Genomic DNA, 18,497 nt, shown 5'->3' with positions numbered 1-18,497 from the left:
ATCATTTTCTAATGAATTAGAAACGGAGAATTTCCGCACAGAAAAATCCACGCTAGCCGGGAATATTCAAGTCAGTTTTAATCCCTGCGCCATTTAAGATTACGGATAGAAGAATAAGTGCCATCATCAGCAATAAACGCTTCCAGCCGGGACCTTATTCCCGATGAAATCAACTCCCATAATGGCTGATAAACATCCGGCACTGCAGTCAGGGCCGCCATAATCTGTTCATCCCACTTTTCCCCGAACACATCAATATCGTCCGGACGCAGCTTCCCCCGGCATCCGTCACAGCCGCAATGGATATCATAGCATTCCTGAATATTAAGCAAACCATACTCAGTGGTAATCTGCTCACCGGCTTTTATGTCCCTGACCGCTATCTCCAGCTGATAATCAGTCATCATGGTATTACTGCAACAACTGTGGTTCATGAAACGCGCATGATCCCAGCTCAAAACGAGCCGACCATCCTTGTCGTGATAGACATATGTTTCCATCGATTCACGCACTATATCCGGAAGGCAGTTGAATTCTTCGAATGAAAAACAGGAGTCATACTTATCCCGGACAACAACGATTGTGCCTCTGGGAATATCTCTGGTTGCGAAAACACCATTCCCTATATACGGGGAAACCGCCCTGACAACTGTATCTGGATGAATCATCCAGCCCTCCTTAACAAACGTAGCGAACCTGCTGACGTTCTGCTTCGATTCTATTAAATATTGAACGCATGATGCATTCATAAAGCTTATCGCCAAGACACGCATCTTCAACCCCGGCATCAATGTTGGGGTTATCGTTCACCTCAATGACATAAGCCTTACCGTTGATCTCTTTGAGATCGACCCCGTAAAGTCCGTTACCGATCAGCGATGAGGCATTCACTGCAGCCTTCAAAATACCTGACGGAACGTTATCGACAGAAACAGTTTCGTGGCTTCCGCTGAAACCTCCAGAATCGCCGGACGCCCAGTTATATATCTGCCAATGGTCTCGGGCCATGTAATACTTACAGGCAAACAATGGTTTATTATCCAATAGTCCGATACGCCAGTCGAAATCGGAAATGAGAAATTCCTGCGCAATGACAAGATCGGTCTGCTTGAACATCTCGCCCAGTCTTGACTTCAATTCTTCAAGGTTTCCCACCCGGAATACTCCCTGGGAAAAAGAACTCTCCGGCAATTTGAGAACAAGCGGAAACGGAAGGGTTTTCAAAAAATCCGTCTTGATTTTTCTCCGGGTAAGGAACCAACCTCTTGGTTGACAAACACAGGCATTTGCAAGCCGTTCCTGCAGATATACCTTGTTTGAACAGAGCATGATCGACCAGGGGTCGTCCACGACAACAAGTCCCTCTGTATAAGCGTGGCGTGAAAGGCCGTAGGTATGGTTCTCAATGGCGGTTGTTTCCCGGATGAACAATGCATCAAATTCGCAAATACGATGTTTGTCAGCCTGGGTGATAAACTCCACATAAAAACCGATCTTTTCTGCCGCTTTCCGGAATCGCTCAAGGGCCTTGGGACAGGAAGGCGGAGTCAATTCATTACGGTTCACCAGTATAGCCAGATCATACTTGAAATGTTTCAGCCGGGGACGATTGTACCTTTTCCTGCAATAACCGGACAGAGCCTCACCGAACAGCTCCTTATTACTGCCGAGAATGCTCTTTAGGGACAAGGCTTTGATTTTCTTTAATTTCCACCCTTCCCTGCGTTGAAGATAAAGAGTGAAAAAAGGAATGGAAAACAGAGCAAATAATTTCCGGGCAAGGACTTTGTGCCGGGGATTAACGGTCTTTCCAAGAATAACCGTCAATTCAAAATCATCTCCCTCTCCATCCTGAAGATGCCCTTCTATATAATCCTTGATCTCATCAAGCAGACTTTGGGCCACAACTGTGCTGGTGGCATCCTTCATGTTCATCACCGAAGGAACCACAAGATGATTGCGGGCCGAAGCCAGCAGGGACACATAATACCCCAGAGAATGAGTTTTGTGGGAACTGCAAAGGTTGAGAACCTGAAACCGGCTTGAGTTAGCGTAGTTCAGATCGGACAGATAATCATGGGCGGCACAGAAGTTAATACCGGCCGACCAGGAGCTTACCTGCTTGACATCGTCAACAACAATAATCATGCGCTCCTGGACATTATTCAATTTTGAAAGCATCAGGACCATGCGCAGTGCAGATTCTCCCGGTCCATAGTAATCAGTCAAAGGACGAACCGGCTCAAACCCGAATCTGCGATACCAATCCACCAGCATGCAGTTATTAATATCGGCTTCCAATGATATCCGCTCATATCCATGACTGACGGCGAAATTCATAATGTACCTTAAAAGAGCTTCCCCTGCTCTGTTCATCCGGTAACACTCTTTTATAGCTAGGGAATAGATACGCAGAGACCGTTTATAAAGAAGCACTATGGCCGCGCCCATCCTGATGTGCGACCTTTTTCCATCCTTTCTTTCAATGATCAGTACAAGCTGACTGGTACTGAGTACACTGTTGCGCAAACTCTTTCTTGAGCTTCGCCGGCTCTTGGCAAAGCTCTCCCTCTCAAGATCTTCGAGAAAATTAAGATCATCAAGCGTTGCCTCCCGAATCTGGGGAGTGCTGGAAGTTTCAGCGATGGTCTGACACGCAGTGTTCATGTTTTCGCCTCCGGTTATGATATATACCCGTCAGCGACGGGAAAAAACTTTTAGGACAAAAACACAAATATACCTAACGCACTCGCCGGTAAACAGAAATACACACAATTAAACTACATTATTACAAATACTTAAAAATAAAAAGTCATCACAGATAATGCAGTGACAACTTTCCGCTGTGTAGCTCCATCTTTTTTCCAACTTGGTTCAGCCAGATAAAAAAAGCTTTGACTGGTTAGTTTAATATCCTATAAATTAATTCAAAATTATCAATAAATTAAAAACATAAGACAGAACAATGAACAATATTATCTTGATTCCACCATCCGAGGGTAAGGCCGAAGGAGGCAATAGTGATCCTTTAAAGTCTGTATCAGGTATTACTGAAGACTTAATTGAAGCCATTAAAGAAGCTGATCCAAAAAAAATGTATGGACTCAAGGAAAAGGCTCTAGAAAAAGCAATCACTGTTAACAAGGAAATCCTGAGCTCAAAAACAATGCCGGCGATTGAACGTTATACAGGTGTTGTTTATGACGCTATTGAGTACCAGACTTTGAAAAACAAATCTGATTTTAACAGCAGAGTGTTAATCGTATCAGGGCTGTTTGGTCTTGTCAGACCGACAGATCTGATTCCCAATTATCGTCTGAAAATTGACAAGTTGAAAGCTGCCAAATTATGGCTGAATTCCAATTTCAAGAAACTTGAAGATAAATTTGTCATAGATTTACTACCACAGGCACACAAGAAAGCCGTGAAATACAAGAATGGAATTGCGGTTGAATTTGTCTTGAAAAAAGCAGGTAAAAAGATGCCCGCAGGTCATCAGGGTAAGCACATCAAAGGCAGGTTTGTCAGATGGCTGATTGAAAATAATGTTACTGATCCAGAACGTTTCAAGGATTTCAAGGAAGAAGGCTATAAGTGGACTGGTGAAGTTTTTTTAAAGGAAATTTGACCTTGGCGGCTCTATCTCAAAGACAGGGACAGCAAAAGAAAAGGACCACATAGCTGACTAAGCTAAATGGTCCTTTTTTAATCGTAAATTTAAGTGGTGGAGCTGGAGGGAATTGAACCCACGGCCTCTTGAATGCCATTCAAGCGCTCTCCCAACTGAGCTACAGCCCCACTCGCTGTGAGAAATGTGTTTATACAAGACGGACTTCACTGTCAACAAGCTTTTTCAATTATTTTAAATTTATCGAAGTTTACAGATTAATCAGGACAATCAGTATAAAAAAAACTAGTAACGGCATAGATCAACAATCGCAATATGGCGAACAGTAAAACTAAACAACACACAAAGTTTACTTTTACAAAACAACCCTATTGCCACTTCAGTAAAGTTCGATTATCTTATGCCCAATTCAAGATATTAACCCCGCTAGCTGTTCACGAGGTACCATGCTCGACATCGGTCTGAAAATTTTATCTAAATTTGCATGGGTTGCAGTGGTTTTCATAGGCATCACCGTCATAAGCTTCTGGGTAATCCACCTTGCCCCCGGATCACCTACGGACATGCAGACCACTTTGAACCCTACCGCAACAGTTGAAACACGCCAGAAACTCGAAAAGTTGTATGGTCTGGATAAGCCTCTGCACGAGCAATACATAAACTGGGTAACAAGACTGGCAAAGTTTGACTTCGGGCTCTCCATGTCCGGTGACCGCCGCCCCGTTTGGGATCGCATAAAAGAAAGACTGCCCCTGACTTTCGGAATGAACGTGGCATCACTTCTGTTGACGCTTATGATTGCTATTCCCATAGGCATGTATTCAGCGTGGCGGCAAGGAGGCTGGTTTGATCGGGGCATGACGGTTTTTGTCTTTATCGGCTTCGCGGTTCCCGGATTCTGGCTGGCCCTGCTGCTTATGCTCTGGCTGGGAATATATTATCCGATTTTCCCGATTTCGGGGCTGACTTCCCTTGATTACGAACTGCTTTCACCATGGGGCAAAATGGTTGATCTTGCGAGACATCTGGCGCTGCCCATATTCATATACACTTTCGGAAGTCTGGCCGGGATGTCCCGCTTCATGCGTTCTTCAATGCTTGAAGTTCTTCGTCAGGACTACATTACAACAGCCAAAGCCAAAGGTCTTCCTATGCACAAGGTGCTTTTCAAGCATGCACTGCGCAACGGCCTCCTGCCGGTCATAACGATTCTTGGGCTATCCATACCGGGACTTATAGGCGGAAGTGTCATTATTGAATCCATTTTTGCCCTACCGGGACTCGGGCAACTGTTTTACGGAGCGGTTATGGCCCGAGACTATTCACTGATAATGGGCTCCCTTGTTCTTGGGGCCCTTCTTACTCTTGCGGGCAACCTGCTTGCAGACTTCGCTTACGGGCTGGCAGATCCGCGCATACGGGCCGGAGGTAAGGACTGATGCAAAAGAAGCCTCTCTCTCCTCCATCCAGACTTCAGAAATATGGACTGCTTTACCTTGGAATATTTCTGGTTGGAACTGTTTCGCTGGCGGCAGTATTCGCCCCACTGCTGACTCCGTACGACCCTTTTGCGCTGAACGTGGACCAGCTTCTGCAGCCACCAAGCTTTGAGCATTTTTTTGGAACCGATGCCCTTGGGCGTGATGTTTTTGCCCGTATGCTATATGGCGGGCGGGTTTCACTGTGGGTCGGCTTTGTAGCTGTGGGAATCTCCACGGCCATAGGACTGGCTCTGGGCCTTGCTGCCGGATACTTCGGGGGCCTCGTGGACGAGATAATAATGCGAGGGGTTGACGTTATGCTTTGTTTTCCCTCATTTTTCCTCATTCTTGCGGTCATAGCGTTTCTGGAACCCGGACTGACGAACATAATGATTGTCATCGGCTTCACTTCATGGATGGGAGTCGCCAGACTTGTCCGGGCTGAAACACTTTCCCTGCGCAAACGGGATTTCGTGCAGGCCTCAAGACTTTCAGGAGCGGGCCCGCTGCGCATCATGCTGACTCACATTCTTCCAAATGCCATCACTCCTGTTCTGGTTTCAGCCACTCTTGGCGTAGCCGGAGCAATTCTTGTGGAATCATCGCTCAGTTTTCTGGGCCTCGGCGTACAGCCACCCGATCCTTCATGGGGCAACCTGCTTATGGAAGGAAAGGAAGTGCTAGAAATTGCGCCCTGGCTATCAGTTTTCCCGGGAATGGCAATCTTACTTACTGTCCTTGGCTACAACCTGCTGGGAGAAGCCCTGCGGGACATCCTTGACCCCAGACTGAAACAGTAGACGGTAATCATAACATGCTTGAACTGCTAAGAATTAAAAATCTCGCGCTGATTGAAGACGCTGAAATTGAATTCGCCCCGGGAATGAATGTGCTCACAGGTGAAACCGGAGCCGGTAAATCATTCATCCTCAAGGCAATTGACTTTCTTACAGGACAGAAAATGCGTCCTGATATGGTCCGTCCCGGCAAGGACAAAGCCGAAGTTGAAGCAATATTCATACATCCAGACGGGGATGAAATAATCGTACGGCGTGTTCTTTCCGCTTCAAGCGGACGCAGCAGGATATATGTAAACGACAAACTGAGCTCGCAGAACACAATCCGGGAACTGGGCGCGTCAATGATCCTGCACACAAGCCAGCACGCTCAGCAAAAACTTCTGCAACCGGCATTTCAGTGCCGCATTCTGGATTCATTTCTCGCTGACCCTTCCCTTCCGGAAATAAAAGACAGCATTCTCTCAAAACTGCGAAGCATCCTTACCCAAAAGGAAGAGCTGAAAAAACGCTCTGCTTCACTGCTGGAAAAGAAGGATTTTCTGGAATATCAGAGCAGGGAAATTGAAAAAGTAGCTCCTTACCCCGGTGAAGAAGATGAACTTCTTGAAAAGAAGAATAAACTCCGCGCACAGGAAGACGCAGGGCAATGCATTCAGAATGCGATGGATCTCATGCGCGGTGCTCCTGATCTTTCTGGCGGGGTTGCTGCTTTGAGCTCCGAAATGGAGAGGATATGTGCTCTTTTTCCAGAATTTGATGAGGACCGTGAAACCGTTATTGAATTCAGACACTACCTGGATGAACTTGCAGGCAAGCTCAGGGCACAGCCCCTTGATTTCGATTCAGAGGATTCCATAGATGATATCGAAGCACGCCTTTACGAGCTATCCAAACTTAAACGCAAGCTGGGTCGAACCCTTGACCAGATAGTAGACCTGCAAAAAGAAATACAAGACAATCTGGATTTTCTAGACTCCTGCGCCCTTGAACTTGCCCAGATAGAAAAGGAAGAGAAGGAGCTTGCCGGACAGCTTGCCGGAGCCCTTGAAAAACTGGCGGCTGCCCGTAAAAAAGCGGCAAATAAATTTACCAGTAAAGTTGTTGAAGAGCTTAAAGGCCTCGGTTTTTCTGAACATGTTCAGGTTCAATTTGAATTCAGACCACACGAACTGTACCCCGGACTTCATGAAATGCGTGGCAGACTCATGTGGATTCCCAACCCCGGACAGGCGGCACAGCCTCTGGACAAAATCGCATCCGGCGGTGAACTTTCCCGCTTTCTACTCACGATAACCGGGCTGCAGGGAGAATCCGAAAGACCTACCCTTATTTTCGATGAGGTAGACTCCGGAATCGGCGGACACACCCTCAACCGGGTGGGTGAAAAAATGCAGGAATTAGCGGCACAGCAGCAGCTAATTGTTATCACTCACTGGCCGCAACTGGCCGAACTTTCCGAGCGCCACTTCCTCATTCACAAAGGGGTTGTGGACAAAGAGACATTTACCACCTGCCGTCAGCTGAATAAAAAAGAAGTGAAAGCGGAACTGGAGAGAATGGCCGGTATTGAATAGAATCGTCCCACTGTTTGAATCATTTTCATTGCCATTAAAATTACATTGCCTTATGATTGGAAGTAATGAAGCCGTATGGAATTGCAGTAGCTATTCAGAGAATTAAGCTCTCAGCTACGAATCCCGAAACCGGATTAAGGATGGAAATTATATGCGAATTCTGGTTGTTGATGATGAACAGATGGTCCGAGAGAATCTTGTAGACTACCTTGAGGATGAAGGTCTTGACGTCATATCAGTTGGGAGCGCGGAAGAAGCGATTACACTGATGAAGACGGAAGAGGCGGACATTGCCATTGTCGACATGCGTCTGCCTGTTATGCATGGTAATGACCTCATTATACACTTGAAACAGATTCACCCGGACATGGATTTTATAATCCACACAGGATCTGTAGATTATGCTGTTCCACCGGATGTAAGAGCATACGGAATTTCTTCAGATAATGTGCTTCTGAAGCCGGTGGCAGACATGGACTTGTTTATCCAGAAGATAAGAACTCTTTTCGGCAGTAAATACGATGTATAAACATGCAGATTGCCGAACTAAGGCTAACTGATTTTTCGGACTGAAGTCCCACCTCTGCTTTTCAATCCCTTATATGAACTCAAGCCGCTTCCTTTCAGGCCTGATACTTTTCTGTACAGTATCACAGGACCGATATGCTCAGGCATAAACCTGTCTGTATGTCCTGAGAGAGTTTCAGTAGATCCAAGCATAAGATAACCGGATTCCGGCAGCAGCGAATGTATTCGGTGAACAATGTCCACTTTGGTCTGATCATCAAAGTAGATAAGAACATTGCGGCACATCACGAAATCAAACTTTCCAAGTGAAGTAAATGACTTCATCAGATTGAATTTCTTAAACTGCACCAGCGATCTCACATCGTCATTCAATTTCCATCCATTTTGTATTTTCTGGAAAAAATTCTTGTAATTAGCCGGCAAGCCGCGTGATATCTCCAGATTGCTGAAAACACCTTCCCCTGCCCTCTCCAGCACTTTTCTGGAAATGTCCGTTGCCAAAATGGAAAAATCAGATGGATTGACTTTTACGCCAGACCCGCTGCAGAAATCATGAATCAGCATAGCCAGGGAATACGGCTCTTGTCCCGTGGAAGAGGCAGCACACCAGATACGAATCCCGGACCTCTTTTTGTGCTCCTTCACAAGCTTTGGAAGAATCTCTTTTTTAATGATGGTAAACGGGTGAGAGTCTCTGAAAAAACTGGTTTCATTTGTGCTGATACAGGAAATCACTTCATCCCGGAAAGATGAATCACCAGATTTGAGCAATCCATAAAACTCCATCCATGATCTGCACCCCCTCGCCTTGAAAAGAGCTGAGAAACGATGTTCGATTAGATACTCTTTCCCCTCGGAAATTGTTAACCCGCAAAGCTTATAAATTTCCTCACGAATGAGATCATATTCCTTCCTGTCGATTTTCAACAGACTTCCCCTATAAGATCATTATTCGATCTTATTAATAGAGACCACTTCATTGGCCCACTGCATCGCTGCCATATGATTTCTGGCAACAGACAGAGGCGAAAGGTTGTTTTCAGCTATCAGTTTGCCAAGAGTATTCCAGTCCGCCTTTTCAAAAGCTCGCACCAGGTCAAGCCACACAGATGCAGAGGATTCTTTTTGAGTCAATGCCAGAGCAAGTTCATTTTCAATAGGCAGTTCTTTTAAAAGCTCATCCATCGGGCGGCCCATCAAAGTATCGAGAAGTGAAAACAATCCCAGAAGAAACATAGACTCGGCTGGAAGGTTCACACTCTTTTCATTGGCAAGCAACTCAAGAAATTTTGCTCGTTTGATGGACAAGAAGGCAAGTTCATTTCCAGCAGGACCGGAACACATATCCGAGAGCAGTATAACCCGCAGCCATCCGGCCAGTTTTTTATGCCCAATTAGGACAACGGCCTGCTGGATAGAATTTATGGTATTGGAAAGCCCAAATGTGGGGGAATTCATAAAGCGCAGCAGGCGGTAACTGATGGACACATCGGAGTTGATAGCCTTTGTAAGGTCATCAACATCAAATTCATCTCCGCTAACAGATTTCAACAACTGCATGCGGTTAAGATTACTTGTAGAGATCTTCTTGCCGGGAATTATTTCAGGACGGCTGAAGAAAAAACCCTGAAAAAGTTCAAAGCCAAGCTCTTTGCAAAGCATAAACATTTCATTGTCTTCTACCTTTTCAGCCAGCAAACTAACATCATACTTTTTGAGATTGGCGGCAATTTCCGAAAGTCTTTCATGCTCAAGCCCCAGGCATTCGACCTTGATGATATCTGCAAGCTCCAGAAAAGGCTCAAACCCATCCTGCCCTACATAATCGTCAAGAGCTATTACATACCCACATTCCTTAAGCTTTTCCAAAGCTGCAACTATTTCAGGCTCAGGCTCAACATGCTCCAGAATTTCAACCACACATACATCTGAAGGAAGAAGGTCTGCCGCATTTTCAAGCAGCATATTGCGCGGAAAATTAACCAGCAGCCGTTGACCTTCACTTATATCATCCTGAATAAGACCGAAGCCGTCCGCGATTACCTGTGAAGTTGCCGCGTCCTCATTGCCAATTACAGCTACACCGCTGTCTGCGGAATTTCTGAAAAGAAGTTCATATCCCCAGACGGTCCTGCCTACATCAAAAACAGGCTGCCGGGCCACAAAAAAAGAATCTAGAAACAATTCAGATTCATGAGCCATACTATCCGCCACCTTTTAGAACTCTAACTACTTTTTGATAATCAAGATAATCCACCTTAACCCAGCACAGTGACCGTTTCAACGTGAAAATATATCATATCCCCTGATCAAGGCATCATAGGAGATAAAAGTAATCCTTCGTGCTCATCAAATCCCAGCATCAGGTTGGCGTTGGCAACTGCCTGTCCGGAAGCCCCGCGACAAAGGTTGTCGATAGCAGTCAAAACGATCAGCCTTCCTGTTCTGGAGTCGCAGACCAGACCCACATCGCAGAACATCGTTCCCCGGACCCAGCGGGTTTCAGGAAGCTGCCCATCAGGAAGCAGCCGGATCATCTTTTCGCTGCCGTAGGCCTTTTCATAAGCTTTGCGGATCTCCTCTGCTGTTACCCCTTTTTTAATCCTGGCATAAATTGTTGATAAAATCCCTCTGTCGATAGGCAGCAGATGGGTGTTGAAAGAGACAGTGAGATCATTTCCGGCGGCAACAGAAAGCTCCTGTTCTATTTCAGGAGTGTGGCGGTGAGTGGTCAGTCCGTAAGCCCGGAATGAATCGGCAACCTCACAGAACAAAGTGCCTACATTAGCTCCTCTGCCCGCCCCGCTAGCACCGGATTTAGCATCGATAACGATGTCGTCAGTTTCGATGAAACCTTCTCTGAGAGCCGGAGTAAGCCCGACAATGACTGAAGTGGGATAGCAACCGGGGTTTGCCACCAGAGAAGCACCCTTCACCTTTTCACGGTAGAATTCAGGCAGGCCGTAGACAGCTTCAGGAAGCAGATCCTCGCGGGTATGCTCTACTTTATACCATTCTTCATAGGTCTTTCGATCCCTGATCCTGAAATCCGCACTCAAATCAACAACTTTGATACCACGGTCGTAGAGTTCCCCGCCGATATTCATGGCGGTTTTATGAGGTACTGCCAAAAAAACCAGTTCGCAGTTCTTTTCAAGATCATCAATGTCCGGAGTAGTTATTTCCAATTCACCAAGTTCCATTCCATTAAGGAACGGATAGATCTCAGCCAGCTTTTTCCCGGCCTCAGCACGAGAAGTGACCCGGACAAGTTCCATTTTGCCGTGGTTGTTCAGAATTCTGGCAAGCTCCATCCCGGTATATCCGGTTACACCTACAAGACCTACGGGTATCGCACTCATTACATATATCCTTGAAATTTTATTGCGCCCAAGCGCATTTGAAAAGAGGTAAGAAACTCTTGCTTAAACAAAATAGCTGCTCAAAAGACCGCAGGATCCCTAAACCGGTTATCACCCGGATGAATAAAAACCCCGGCCCAACCCACTGTAGGTATCAGGTGTAACGGCAATCACAATTCATAAAAAGACTATTGAATTTCAATGCCGCCCCGGATAAAGTTGCAGTGCGGAGGATTAATCTTTACGGGTTTTCTGCACGTATTTCATACGCAGGTTGTAAAGAAGTTCGCAGAGAAGCTTCTCTTCATCAGCGGTCATACCGTTTCTGATTTTGTCTTCAATTAACGCGAGTACATCAATAGACTGTTTGGCAAGAACAGGTGAATAATCAATCTTTCCGGTCGAAGGGTCCGCGACTTCACCAAGATGAACCATGGCGGAAGAACTCAACGACATTATGAATGTCGAAAAATTAACCTCGGGAATAGGCATTTCTTTGGCGTAATCGCTGCCGCAACCGCATTTCTTAGCATCTGACATAGCATAACTCCTTGGTGCGTGTAATCTTGCGGATTCTAAAAACAATCACTACAAGATTCAAGCACTTTCCTTCCTTGATCCGGTAGTTATCCGCAACCGGAAAATAACGAAGGTCAAATTCTGTTTTTAACTTTCAAGATCCGTTCATAAGATGTCCGGACTCTTTTATGTGAAATTTTACCTTCCCGGACCAGTTCTTTCAAAGTGTTGATAACCCTTATTCCGGGATTCAGTTCATAAGACAGATTATTTCCAACCAGCAGGATGTCCGCGCCGGCTTCCACCGCCAGCAGGACCGCCTCTTTAAAATCGTATTGAGAACTTATAGCCCCCATGGCCATATCATCGGTTATGACGATCGAATCAAAACCCATCCGCTCCCGCAGAAGCCCGTTTATAATTTTTCGTGAGAGGGTCGCCGGATATCTCTCATCAAGCTTCCCATTAAAAATATGTGCGGTCATGACCATGTCAACCCGGCCATCCCTGATTAATTTCTCAAAGGGATAAAGCTCCTGATCATCCCAGGTTGACGTGACATCAGTGAACCCTTTGTGACTGTCTCCTTCGGAACTGCCGTGTCCGGGGAAATGCTTGAGACATGAAATAACCCCCTCCGAATGCAGCCCTTCAATAAAAGCATCGGCAAAACGGGCCACTATGGCGGGATCATCTGAAAAACTACGCTGAAGACCGGCTATGACAGGATTAGCGGCGTTGCGGTTCACATCGACGACCGGTGCAAAATTCATATTGATCCCAACCGACTTCAAGGTCTTACCGATAAGCTTTCCCGACCGGAGTGCCGCTTTTAAATCTCCGCTGTTCCCAAGTTCAGCAGCGGAAGGAGTTGAAGGGAACCCGGTCTCCGGAGTTAGTCTGGCAATTAATCCTCCTTCCTGATCAACAGCCACAAAAAGCGGAATCTGCGCAAGATTCTGCAACTCAGCGGTCAGACGGGTCAACTGCTTCGGACTTGCTATGTTTCTCTGGCTGTTTTCAAGCACACAATCTTTGCTGAACAGCACCACTCCGCCAACTCCGGACCGGATATCATCAGCAACTGGACTTTCGGGGCCGACTTCCAGCCCCCGGAATCCGACCATGACCATCTGACCGATCATTTTTTCCAAATCATCTGAAGATGGAATATTTTCATCAGCAGAACACACCGAAACCGAGACCAGAAAAGCTATCATTAAGGATATCAGTCTATTCACGACTTTGCTCCAATTTATTTTTAGATGCATATTTCAGAAAAAATGTGTTATATTTGCGATCCCGCACTTTAGCAAGGGTATCCAACCATATTGCCACACGGGTTGATTTGCTATAAACGGTTTTTTCCAAACGTTTATAACGCGAAACAACCATAAGGAAATAATAATGTCAGAAGCAGCGCTGCAAAAGGTACTTGATCATGCCCGCTCCGGCCTTGAAGTCCGGGAGGCCTTCTTTGAGCAGTACTCACAACTGGTGGTTGAGGTATCACGTGCTATGGCGGTCCGTCTGGCCCAGGGTTCTAAGATTCTTTTCTGCGGAAACGGTGGAAGTGCAGCCGACTGCCAGCATCTGGCAGCGGAACTGGTCAACAGATTCAAACTTGAAAGGCCTCCCCTGCCCGGAATAGCCCTGACCACCGACTCTTCCATTCTCACCGCGATAGGCAATGACTATTCCTACGACATGGTTTTTGAAAAACAGGTACAGGCCCTTGGAGCTCCCGGTGATGTCCTTGTGGGGATCAGCACATCCGGAACAAGCCCCAATGTCATAAGCGCGCTCAAAGAGGCAAAACGTAAAGGCATGGTTACAATAGGCATGACCGGACTCAGCGCGGGAGAAATGCTGCCCATATGTGACCACATAATTAGTGTCCCAGCCAAGGACACCGCTCTGATTCAGGAAGTTCACATAGCTGTCGGGCATCTTTTCTGTCACCTGATAGATCACTTTTTATTTGAAGCGGTCACTGAACTGGAACCTTATCTGAATGCAGAGTAAACGGACCTAGATAAAAACGGGAGCCGTCAATTATGAGAATACTGGTTGTTGAAGACAGTAACACCAGCAGAATGTACCTCCGGGAAATACTCAAGGACGTTACCGGGGAAGAATCGGAAATAGCCTGTGCAGCCAGCGGCGAAGAGGCTCTTGAAAAGTACGAGAAAAAGAGAAACTCAGGAGAAGCGTATCAGCTGATATTCATGGATATCATCCTGCCGGGCATGGACGGCCTGCAGACCCTTGAAAAAATCAGGGATATAGAACAGAAGGATGAAACTCCCGAAGATGAAAAAACAAAGGCGATCATAACCACCGCGCTTGACGATGATTCCAAGGCTTCCCGGGCCTTTTTCCAGTGCGAAGCCATTTCATATATTACCAAACCTATCACTGAAGAAAAAATTCAGGCTGAAATGAGCAAATTCGGCTTGATCTAAGGAAAACTCATGGACGGTCTTACCCTGGCATTCATCCCTGTCGCAGCGATACTGACCATAACTCCCGGCTCCGACACCATGCTGGTGGTCAACAACACCCTCACCCGCTCCACAGCTGACGGCCTATGCACCGTTGCCGGGATCAACGCGGGACTGCTGATCCACGCTCTGGCCTCGGCACTGGGGCTGTCCATGATCCTCATGAATTCCGCCACCGCCTTCGAAATGGTCAAGATGGCCGGAGCACTGTACATCATTTTTCTGGGCATTCAGTCCCTGCGGTCCAGCCGGGAAGCACCCGAAAACAACTTTACCACGGGAAAATGCAGCAAAGGAATAAGCGCGTCCATTAGAGAAGGTTTCCTAACCAATGTACTGAACCCTAAAGTCGCAGTATTCTATCTGGCACTGCTTCCGCAGTTTATTTCACCTGAAGATAACATTCTGCACAAATCACTGCTCTTGATGGCAATCCATTTCAGCATGGGAATCACCTGGTTCGGATTCATTACTCTGGCTCTCGGAAAAATCAGGCATCTCATTTCAGGCGGTAAATTCAAGAAAAGGCTTGAAGCAATATCCGGAATTGTATTTATCGGCCTGGGGCTGCGAATGGCTCTCGCCAAAAACTGAATCATTCCAAACTGCGCAGGAACAAAAACCTGTCCTGCTGCTGACCAACAAACTGACAGATCCGGTCAAATTTACATATTCCTTTTTGATCGGCAGGCAGAACAAATACCCTTATGAGCTTACTCAAATTCACTTGAGACCTTTATCTCAAGTCCAGTTTGCGCAAGAACGCGTGCAGATTCTTCCGCAGCATCTGCATCCTCACAGACGCTAATTACCAGTAGAGCACACTCGTCCTCATCATAAACCCAGACATTCTCGTCCAGCTTTATACCTGCATCATTAACCTGACGCAGAAGTTTCGCCCGGCAGAGATCACGACCTTCAAATCCTGCTTCTCCGAACGGGTCCCCTTTGGCAAGCACCCACCATTTTCCTGTTTTTTTAAGACTACTCATGGCCCCTCCCCCAAAGCACTATCTACTTTCTGCCAGCTTGCGCCTGATTACTACAAATGATAAACACTGGTTATGGGATTATTATACACCTCATATCTTTCCAAATCCAAAAAGATTGTAACATATCTAGCTGCTCTTTTGTTTTTTTTATCCTTTTTTTTCATTCCCTATGATGAAATTCGAACCGAAAGAATCAGAGCTTTCGGTGAAAAGGCTGCCGTGGGTATAGTAATCGACAAAAACATCCGAAAAGGACAGATATCTCCTTCAGTTGAAGGAAAGAAAAACTATATGATCAAGTATCGCTTTATTGATCCTTCAGGACTTCCGCGAGAGAGATCTGCCAATGTTGATACAAATTTCTGGAGGAAGGTCACAAAGGGGGAAAGTGTGATTGTGCACTTCGCTAAAGCTGAACCCGGAATTTCCCGGATTGAGCATGAAGAGGAAAGTACTGTGGTCAGATTTCTGGCCCGCTTTTCCAGAGCGGATATGCATTGAAAAGTAACATATACTTTTAAGGAGAATCCTGCGGGATTAGATCCTTAGACAAGTATACCAAACCCGGAAAGTCTATGGGAAGGGAACTTCCGGGATAAATCGAACCTAACCTGGATCAGGAGTTGTGTATGTTCAAGAAGTTGCCTTTCCAGACGAAACTGATGCTCGGGGCAGTCAGTATTATCCTTTTGACCATTATCACCATCACGGGAATCAACCTATATAAGATTGGGGGTTCTTTCCATGAACTGGGAAAAACCTCAATGAAGTCGATCGCGGAAAGTGTACATTCCATAATGGAATTGCAGGATAAAATACTGATGGACAAGGTTAGGTCAGATATCGACATCCTTGATAAAAGAATTTTCTCCATGGGATTCCCCAAGCTGAACAAACGCAGCAAGATCAATACGACCATCACCAATCAGGTCACCAAACAAAGTGAATCTGTATCTATTCCTACACTCGAATTCGGTGGAATCCCGATCAATGGTGACAATGATATCGTGGACAAAATGAAAGAGAATGTAGGGGGAACTGCAACCATATTTCAGGTCCTGCCCGACAAACTGCTCAGAGTTTCAACCAATGTTCTGAAAACTGACGGACAAAGAGCGGTAGGGACGTACATTCCCAGCAGCAGCCCGGTCTATAAAGCTGTGATGGCCGGAGAGACATACTTCGGCATGGCTTACGTTGTTAATGCCTGGTACATAACTGCATATAAACCCATCAAAGACCTGCGTGACAGGATTGTCAGTGTTATCTTTGTCGGACGCAAAATAATTACTGACGAATTTAAAAAATCCATCCTTGCCTCCAATGTCGGCGGTAAAGGATATGCTACCATCTTCAATAAAAAAGGCATGACCATGCTTCACCCAACCTTGACAGGGGAAGACATGAGTGAAGCTCCTTTCTGGCATAAATTTGAATCCATTGAGAACGGCGAAGTAGAATATGACTTCGACGGAGAACATAAAGTTGCCTATGTAACCTATTTTAAGCCATGGCAATGGTCATTTGCCTTTATCATGAACAAAGATGATATGGCCCACGGTGTTGACCGCGAAATATTTATTGCTGACGCCATTATAGCCGTTGTGGTGCTTTCACTTGCGGTTATAACAATGCTCATACTTATCAAAGCTACAACTAAACCTCTGCAGCAGTTATCTGAATTCACAGCCCGGGTTTCCGAAGGAAACTATGACAGTGATTTGGAATACGAAGCTGACGATGTGGTTGGAAAAACCATCACTTCTGTCAAGAGTATGGTCTTTGAACTCAAGAACAAGCTTGGGTTCTCAGGGGGGCTGCTGAATGGTCTTCCGCAGCCGTGTGTTGTTGTGGATCTTGACGGGTCCGTAACATTCATCAATCAGCATATTCTTGATGAGTTCGCCTTTCCCGGAAAGCCAGAGGACTATCTCGGTCAAAAGGTGGAGAGTATCATCAAGTACAGTTCCATCACCGACAACATAAATAAATGTATCCTTGAAGGTACCGGAATTTCAGGAATAGAAGTCAGCGGGAACACAGAAAAGGGAGAGACATTCCATGCCATAATAGACGTGGCGCCCCTTCACGATCTTGATAGTGTCCCCACCGGTGCTTTCATGGTTATGAATGATATTACCGCTGTAAAACGAAACGAACAGGCTGTCATGGCCCAGCGTGACAAAATCGCGGAAACAGCCCGCGAAGCCGATGAGATATCAGACCAGCTTTCCTCTGCTGCTGACGAACTTGCGGCCCAGGTGGAGGAATCCCGTCAGGGCGCGGAAACACAGCAGCAGAGAGCCAGCGAGACAGCAGCAGCAATGGAGCAGATGAACTCCACTGTAATGGAGGTCGCGCGCAGTGCCAGTGAAGCTTCTGAAAATGCCAGAGCGACTAAAGAGAAAGCCCTTGAGGGGCAGGATCTGGTCGGCATGGTAGTCAAATCCATCAAGGCTCTGGAGACAAACTCGGAAGAACTCAGAAGCAGCATGGAGGAACTCGGCATCAGGACTGACTCCATCGGAAAAGTGATGAATGTTATTACCGATATTGCAGATCAGACCAACCTACTTGCACTGAACGCCGCAATTGAAGCAGCCCGGGCCGGAGAAGCCGGACGCGGATTCGCTGTTGTTGCCGATGAAGTCCGCAAGCTTGCAGAAAAAACCATGGACGCGACCAAAGAAGTCGGCGAAGCGATTACTTCCATCCAGAACAGCACTAAAACAAACATCACGGCAACAGAGAATGCAGTGGAATCCATTGTCGAATCCACCGACCTTGTAGCCAGATCAGGTGAAGCTCTTGATGAAATCGTCCACATGGTGGAAGTCTCGGCGGATCAGATTCACGGGATAGCTACCGCCGCAGAAGAACAGTCTGCCAGCAGTGAGCAGATCAACAGGGCAACGGAAGAAATCAATGTGATTTCTGCCGAATCAGCGGAAACCACTGTCCAGTCCGCCCAAGCCATCGCCGAGGTGGCTGAGCTTGCGGCCAATATTAAAAAATTGATCAGAAACATGCAGTCCTGAGTTTAATTTTAAATTTAAAATCTGCAGACTGATTATAAAGAACCAGTTAAAGGGCCTATCAAAAGCTGAAA

At 46.3% G+C, this 18,497-nt stretch carries 18 protein-coding genes and 1 tRNA gene; 10 read left to right on the top strand and 9 right to left on the bottom strand.

What is annotated here, in order from left to right:
- Positions 1 to 77: 77 nt before the first annotated feature.
- A complete protein-coding gene (locus ACZ5PW_RS08060) occupies positions 78 to 668 on the bottom strand; it encodes an SET domain-containing protein (RefSeq protein WP_464559686.1) in 591 nt (196 codons plus the stop codon).
- 10 nt (positions 669 to 678) lie between these two features.
- On the bottom strand, positions 679 to 2,667 hold the full coding sequence (locus tag ACZ5PW_RS08055; protein ID WP_464559684.1) for a GNAT family N-acetyltransferase: 1,989 nt from the start codon (positions 2,665 to 2,667) through the stop codon (positions 679 to 681).
- 298 nt (positions 2,668 to 2,965) lie between these two features.
- Between ACZ5PW_RS08055 and ACZ5PW_RS08050 the strand changes: the two genes are divergently transcribed.
- Positions 2,966 to 3,628: a YaaA family protein gene (locus ACZ5PW_RS08050; RefSeq protein WP_464559681.1), complete on the top strand. Its 663-nt coding sequence runs from the start codon at positions 2,966 to 2,968 to the stop codon at positions 3,626 to 3,628.
- A gap of 94 nt (positions 3,629 to 3,722) precedes the next feature.
- Here the strand turns inward: ACZ5PW_RS08050 and ACZ5PW_RS08045 are convergent.
- Positions 3,723 to 3,798: transfer RNA gene (locus ACZ5PW_RS08045), tRNA-Ala, on the bottom strand.
- 276 nt (positions 3,799 to 4,074) lie between these two features.
- Here ACZ5PW_RS08045 and ACZ5PW_RS08040 point away from each other — a divergent pair.
- From ACZ5PW_RS08040 to ACZ5PW_RS08025, 4 genes are all read left to right on the top strand, one after another.
- The gene (locus tag ACZ5PW_RS08040; RefSeq protein ID WP_464559679.1) at positions 4,075 to 5,067 is read left to right on the top strand and encodes an ABC transporter permease; all 993 of its coding nucleotides are present in this window, start codon (positions 4,075 to 4,077) and stop codon (positions 5,065 to 5,067) included.
- A complete protein-coding gene (locus ACZ5PW_RS08035; RefSeq protein ID WP_464559677.1) occupies positions 5,067 to 5,909 on the top strand; it encodes an ABC transporter permease in 843 nt (280 codons plus the stop codon). Before ACZ5PW_RS08040 ends, ACZ5PW_RS08035 begins: the two co-directional genes overlap by 1 nt.
- A gap of 14 nt (positions 5,910 to 5,923) precedes the next feature.
- Positions 5,924 to 7,483: a DNA repair protein RecN gene (locus ACZ5PW_RS08030; protein WP_464559675.1), complete on the top strand. Its 1,560-nt coding sequence runs from the start codon at positions 5,924 to 5,926 to the stop codon at positions 7,481 to 7,483.
- A gap of 151 nt (positions 7,484 to 7,634) precedes the next feature.
- Positions 7,635 to 8,012, top strand: coding sequence for a response regulator (locus tag ACZ5PW_RS08025; protein WP_464559673.1), 378 nt, complete (start codon positions 7,635 to 7,637; stop codon positions 8,010 to 8,012).
- Positions 8,013 to 8,035: 23 nt separating this feature from the next.
- Here ACZ5PW_RS08025 and ACZ5PW_RS08020 read toward each other — a convergent pair whose 3' ends face one another.
- The 5 genes from ACZ5PW_RS08020 to ACZ5PW_RS08000 form a co-directional block, all read right to left on the bottom strand.
- Complete coding sequence (locus ACZ5PW_RS08020) at positions 8,036 to 8,938, bottom strand: CheR family methyltransferase (RefSeq protein WP_464559671.1); 903 nt, start codon at positions 8,936 to 8,938, stop codon at positions 8,036 to 8,038.
- 21 nt (positions 8,939 to 8,959) lie between these two features.
- Positions 8,960 to 10,213, bottom strand: coding sequence for an EAL and HDOD domain-containing protein (locus ACZ5PW_RS08015; protein WP_464559669.1), 1,254 nt, complete (start codon positions 10,211 to 10,213; stop codon positions 8,960 to 8,962).
- A 107-nt stretch (positions 10,214 to 10,320) separates the two neighbouring features.
- Positions 10,321 to 11,373, bottom strand: coding sequence for an N-acetyl-gamma-glutamyl-phosphate reductase (argC, locus tag ACZ5PW_RS08010; RefSeq protein WP_464559667.1), 1,053 nt, complete (start codon positions 11,371 to 11,373; stop codon positions 10,321 to 10,323).
- A 234-nt stretch (positions 11,374 to 11,607) separates the two neighbouring features.
- Positions 11,608 to 11,913: a DUF1844 domain-containing protein gene (locus tag ACZ5PW_RS08005; RefSeq protein WP_464559665.1), complete on the bottom strand. Its 306-nt coding sequence runs from the start codon at positions 11,911 to 11,913 to the stop codon at positions 11,608 to 11,610.
- 113 nt (positions 11,914 to 12,026) lie between these two features.
- Positions 12,027 to 13,133, bottom strand: a complete 1,107-nt coding sequence (locus tag ACZ5PW_RS08000) for a glycoside hydrolase family 3 protein (RefSeq protein WP_464559663.1) — start codon at positions 13,131 to 13,133, stop codon at positions 12,027 to 12,029.
- 166 nt (positions 13,134 to 13,299) lie between these two features.
- Between ACZ5PW_RS08000 and ACZ5PW_RS07995 the strand changes: the two genes are divergently transcribed.
- Genes ACZ5PW_RS07995 through ACZ5PW_RS07985 form a run of 3 tightly spaced genes read left to right on the top strand, consistent with a single transcriptional unit; the run spans position 13,300 to position 14,990 of the window.
- Positions 13,300 to 13,917 (top strand): D-sedoheptulose 7-phosphate isomerase, encoded by a 618-nt coding sequence (locus ACZ5PW_RS07995; RefSeq protein WP_464559661.1) that lies wholly within the window; start codon positions 13,300 to 13,302, stop codon positions 13,915 to 13,917.
- A gap of 32 nt (positions 13,918 to 13,949) precedes the next feature.
- Positions 13,950 to 14,357: a response regulator gene (locus ACZ5PW_RS07990; RefSeq protein ID WP_464559659.1), complete on the top strand. Its 408-nt coding sequence runs from the start codon at positions 13,950 to 13,952 to the stop codon at positions 14,355 to 14,357.
- A gap of 9 nt (positions 14,358 to 14,366) precedes the next feature.
- The gene (locus ACZ5PW_RS07985) at positions 14,367 to 14,990 is read left to right on the top strand and encodes a LysE family translocator (protein ID WP_464559657.1); all 624 of its coding nucleotides are present in this window, start codon (positions 14,367 to 14,369) and stop codon (positions 14,988 to 14,990) included.
- Positions 14,991 to 15,109: 119 nt separating this feature from the next.
- On the opposite strand, the gene ACZ5PW_RS07980 is transcribed toward ACZ5PW_RS07985, so the two are convergent.
- Positions 15,110 to 15,388, bottom strand: coding sequence for a hypothetical protein (locus ACZ5PW_RS07980; RefSeq protein WP_464559655.1), 279 nt, complete (start codon positions 15,386 to 15,388; stop codon positions 15,110 to 15,112).
- Between the two features lie 72 nt (positions 15,389 to 15,460).
- Here ACZ5PW_RS07980 and ACZ5PW_RS07975 point away from each other — a divergent pair, with 72 nt between their 5' ends.
- Together ACZ5PW_RS07975 and ACZ5PW_RS07970 are read left to right on the top strand one after the other, a co-directional pair.
- Positions 15,461 to 15,889: a hypothetical protein gene (locus ACZ5PW_RS07975; protein WP_464559653.1), complete on the top strand. Its 429-nt coding sequence runs from the start codon at positions 15,461 to 15,463 to the stop codon at positions 15,887 to 15,889.
- A gap of 128 nt (positions 15,890 to 16,017) precedes the next feature.
- Complete coding sequence (locus ACZ5PW_RS07970; protein ID WP_464559651.1) at positions 16,018 to 18,426, top strand: methyl-accepting chemotaxis protein; 2,409 nt, start codon at positions 16,018 to 16,020, stop codon at positions 18,424 to 18,426.
- Positions 18,427 to 18,497 lie beyond the last annotated feature (71 nt).

The organism is Maridesulfovibrio salinus, from assembly GCF_055394525.1.
This window is presented reverse-complemented; position numbering and strand designations above follow the sequence as displayed.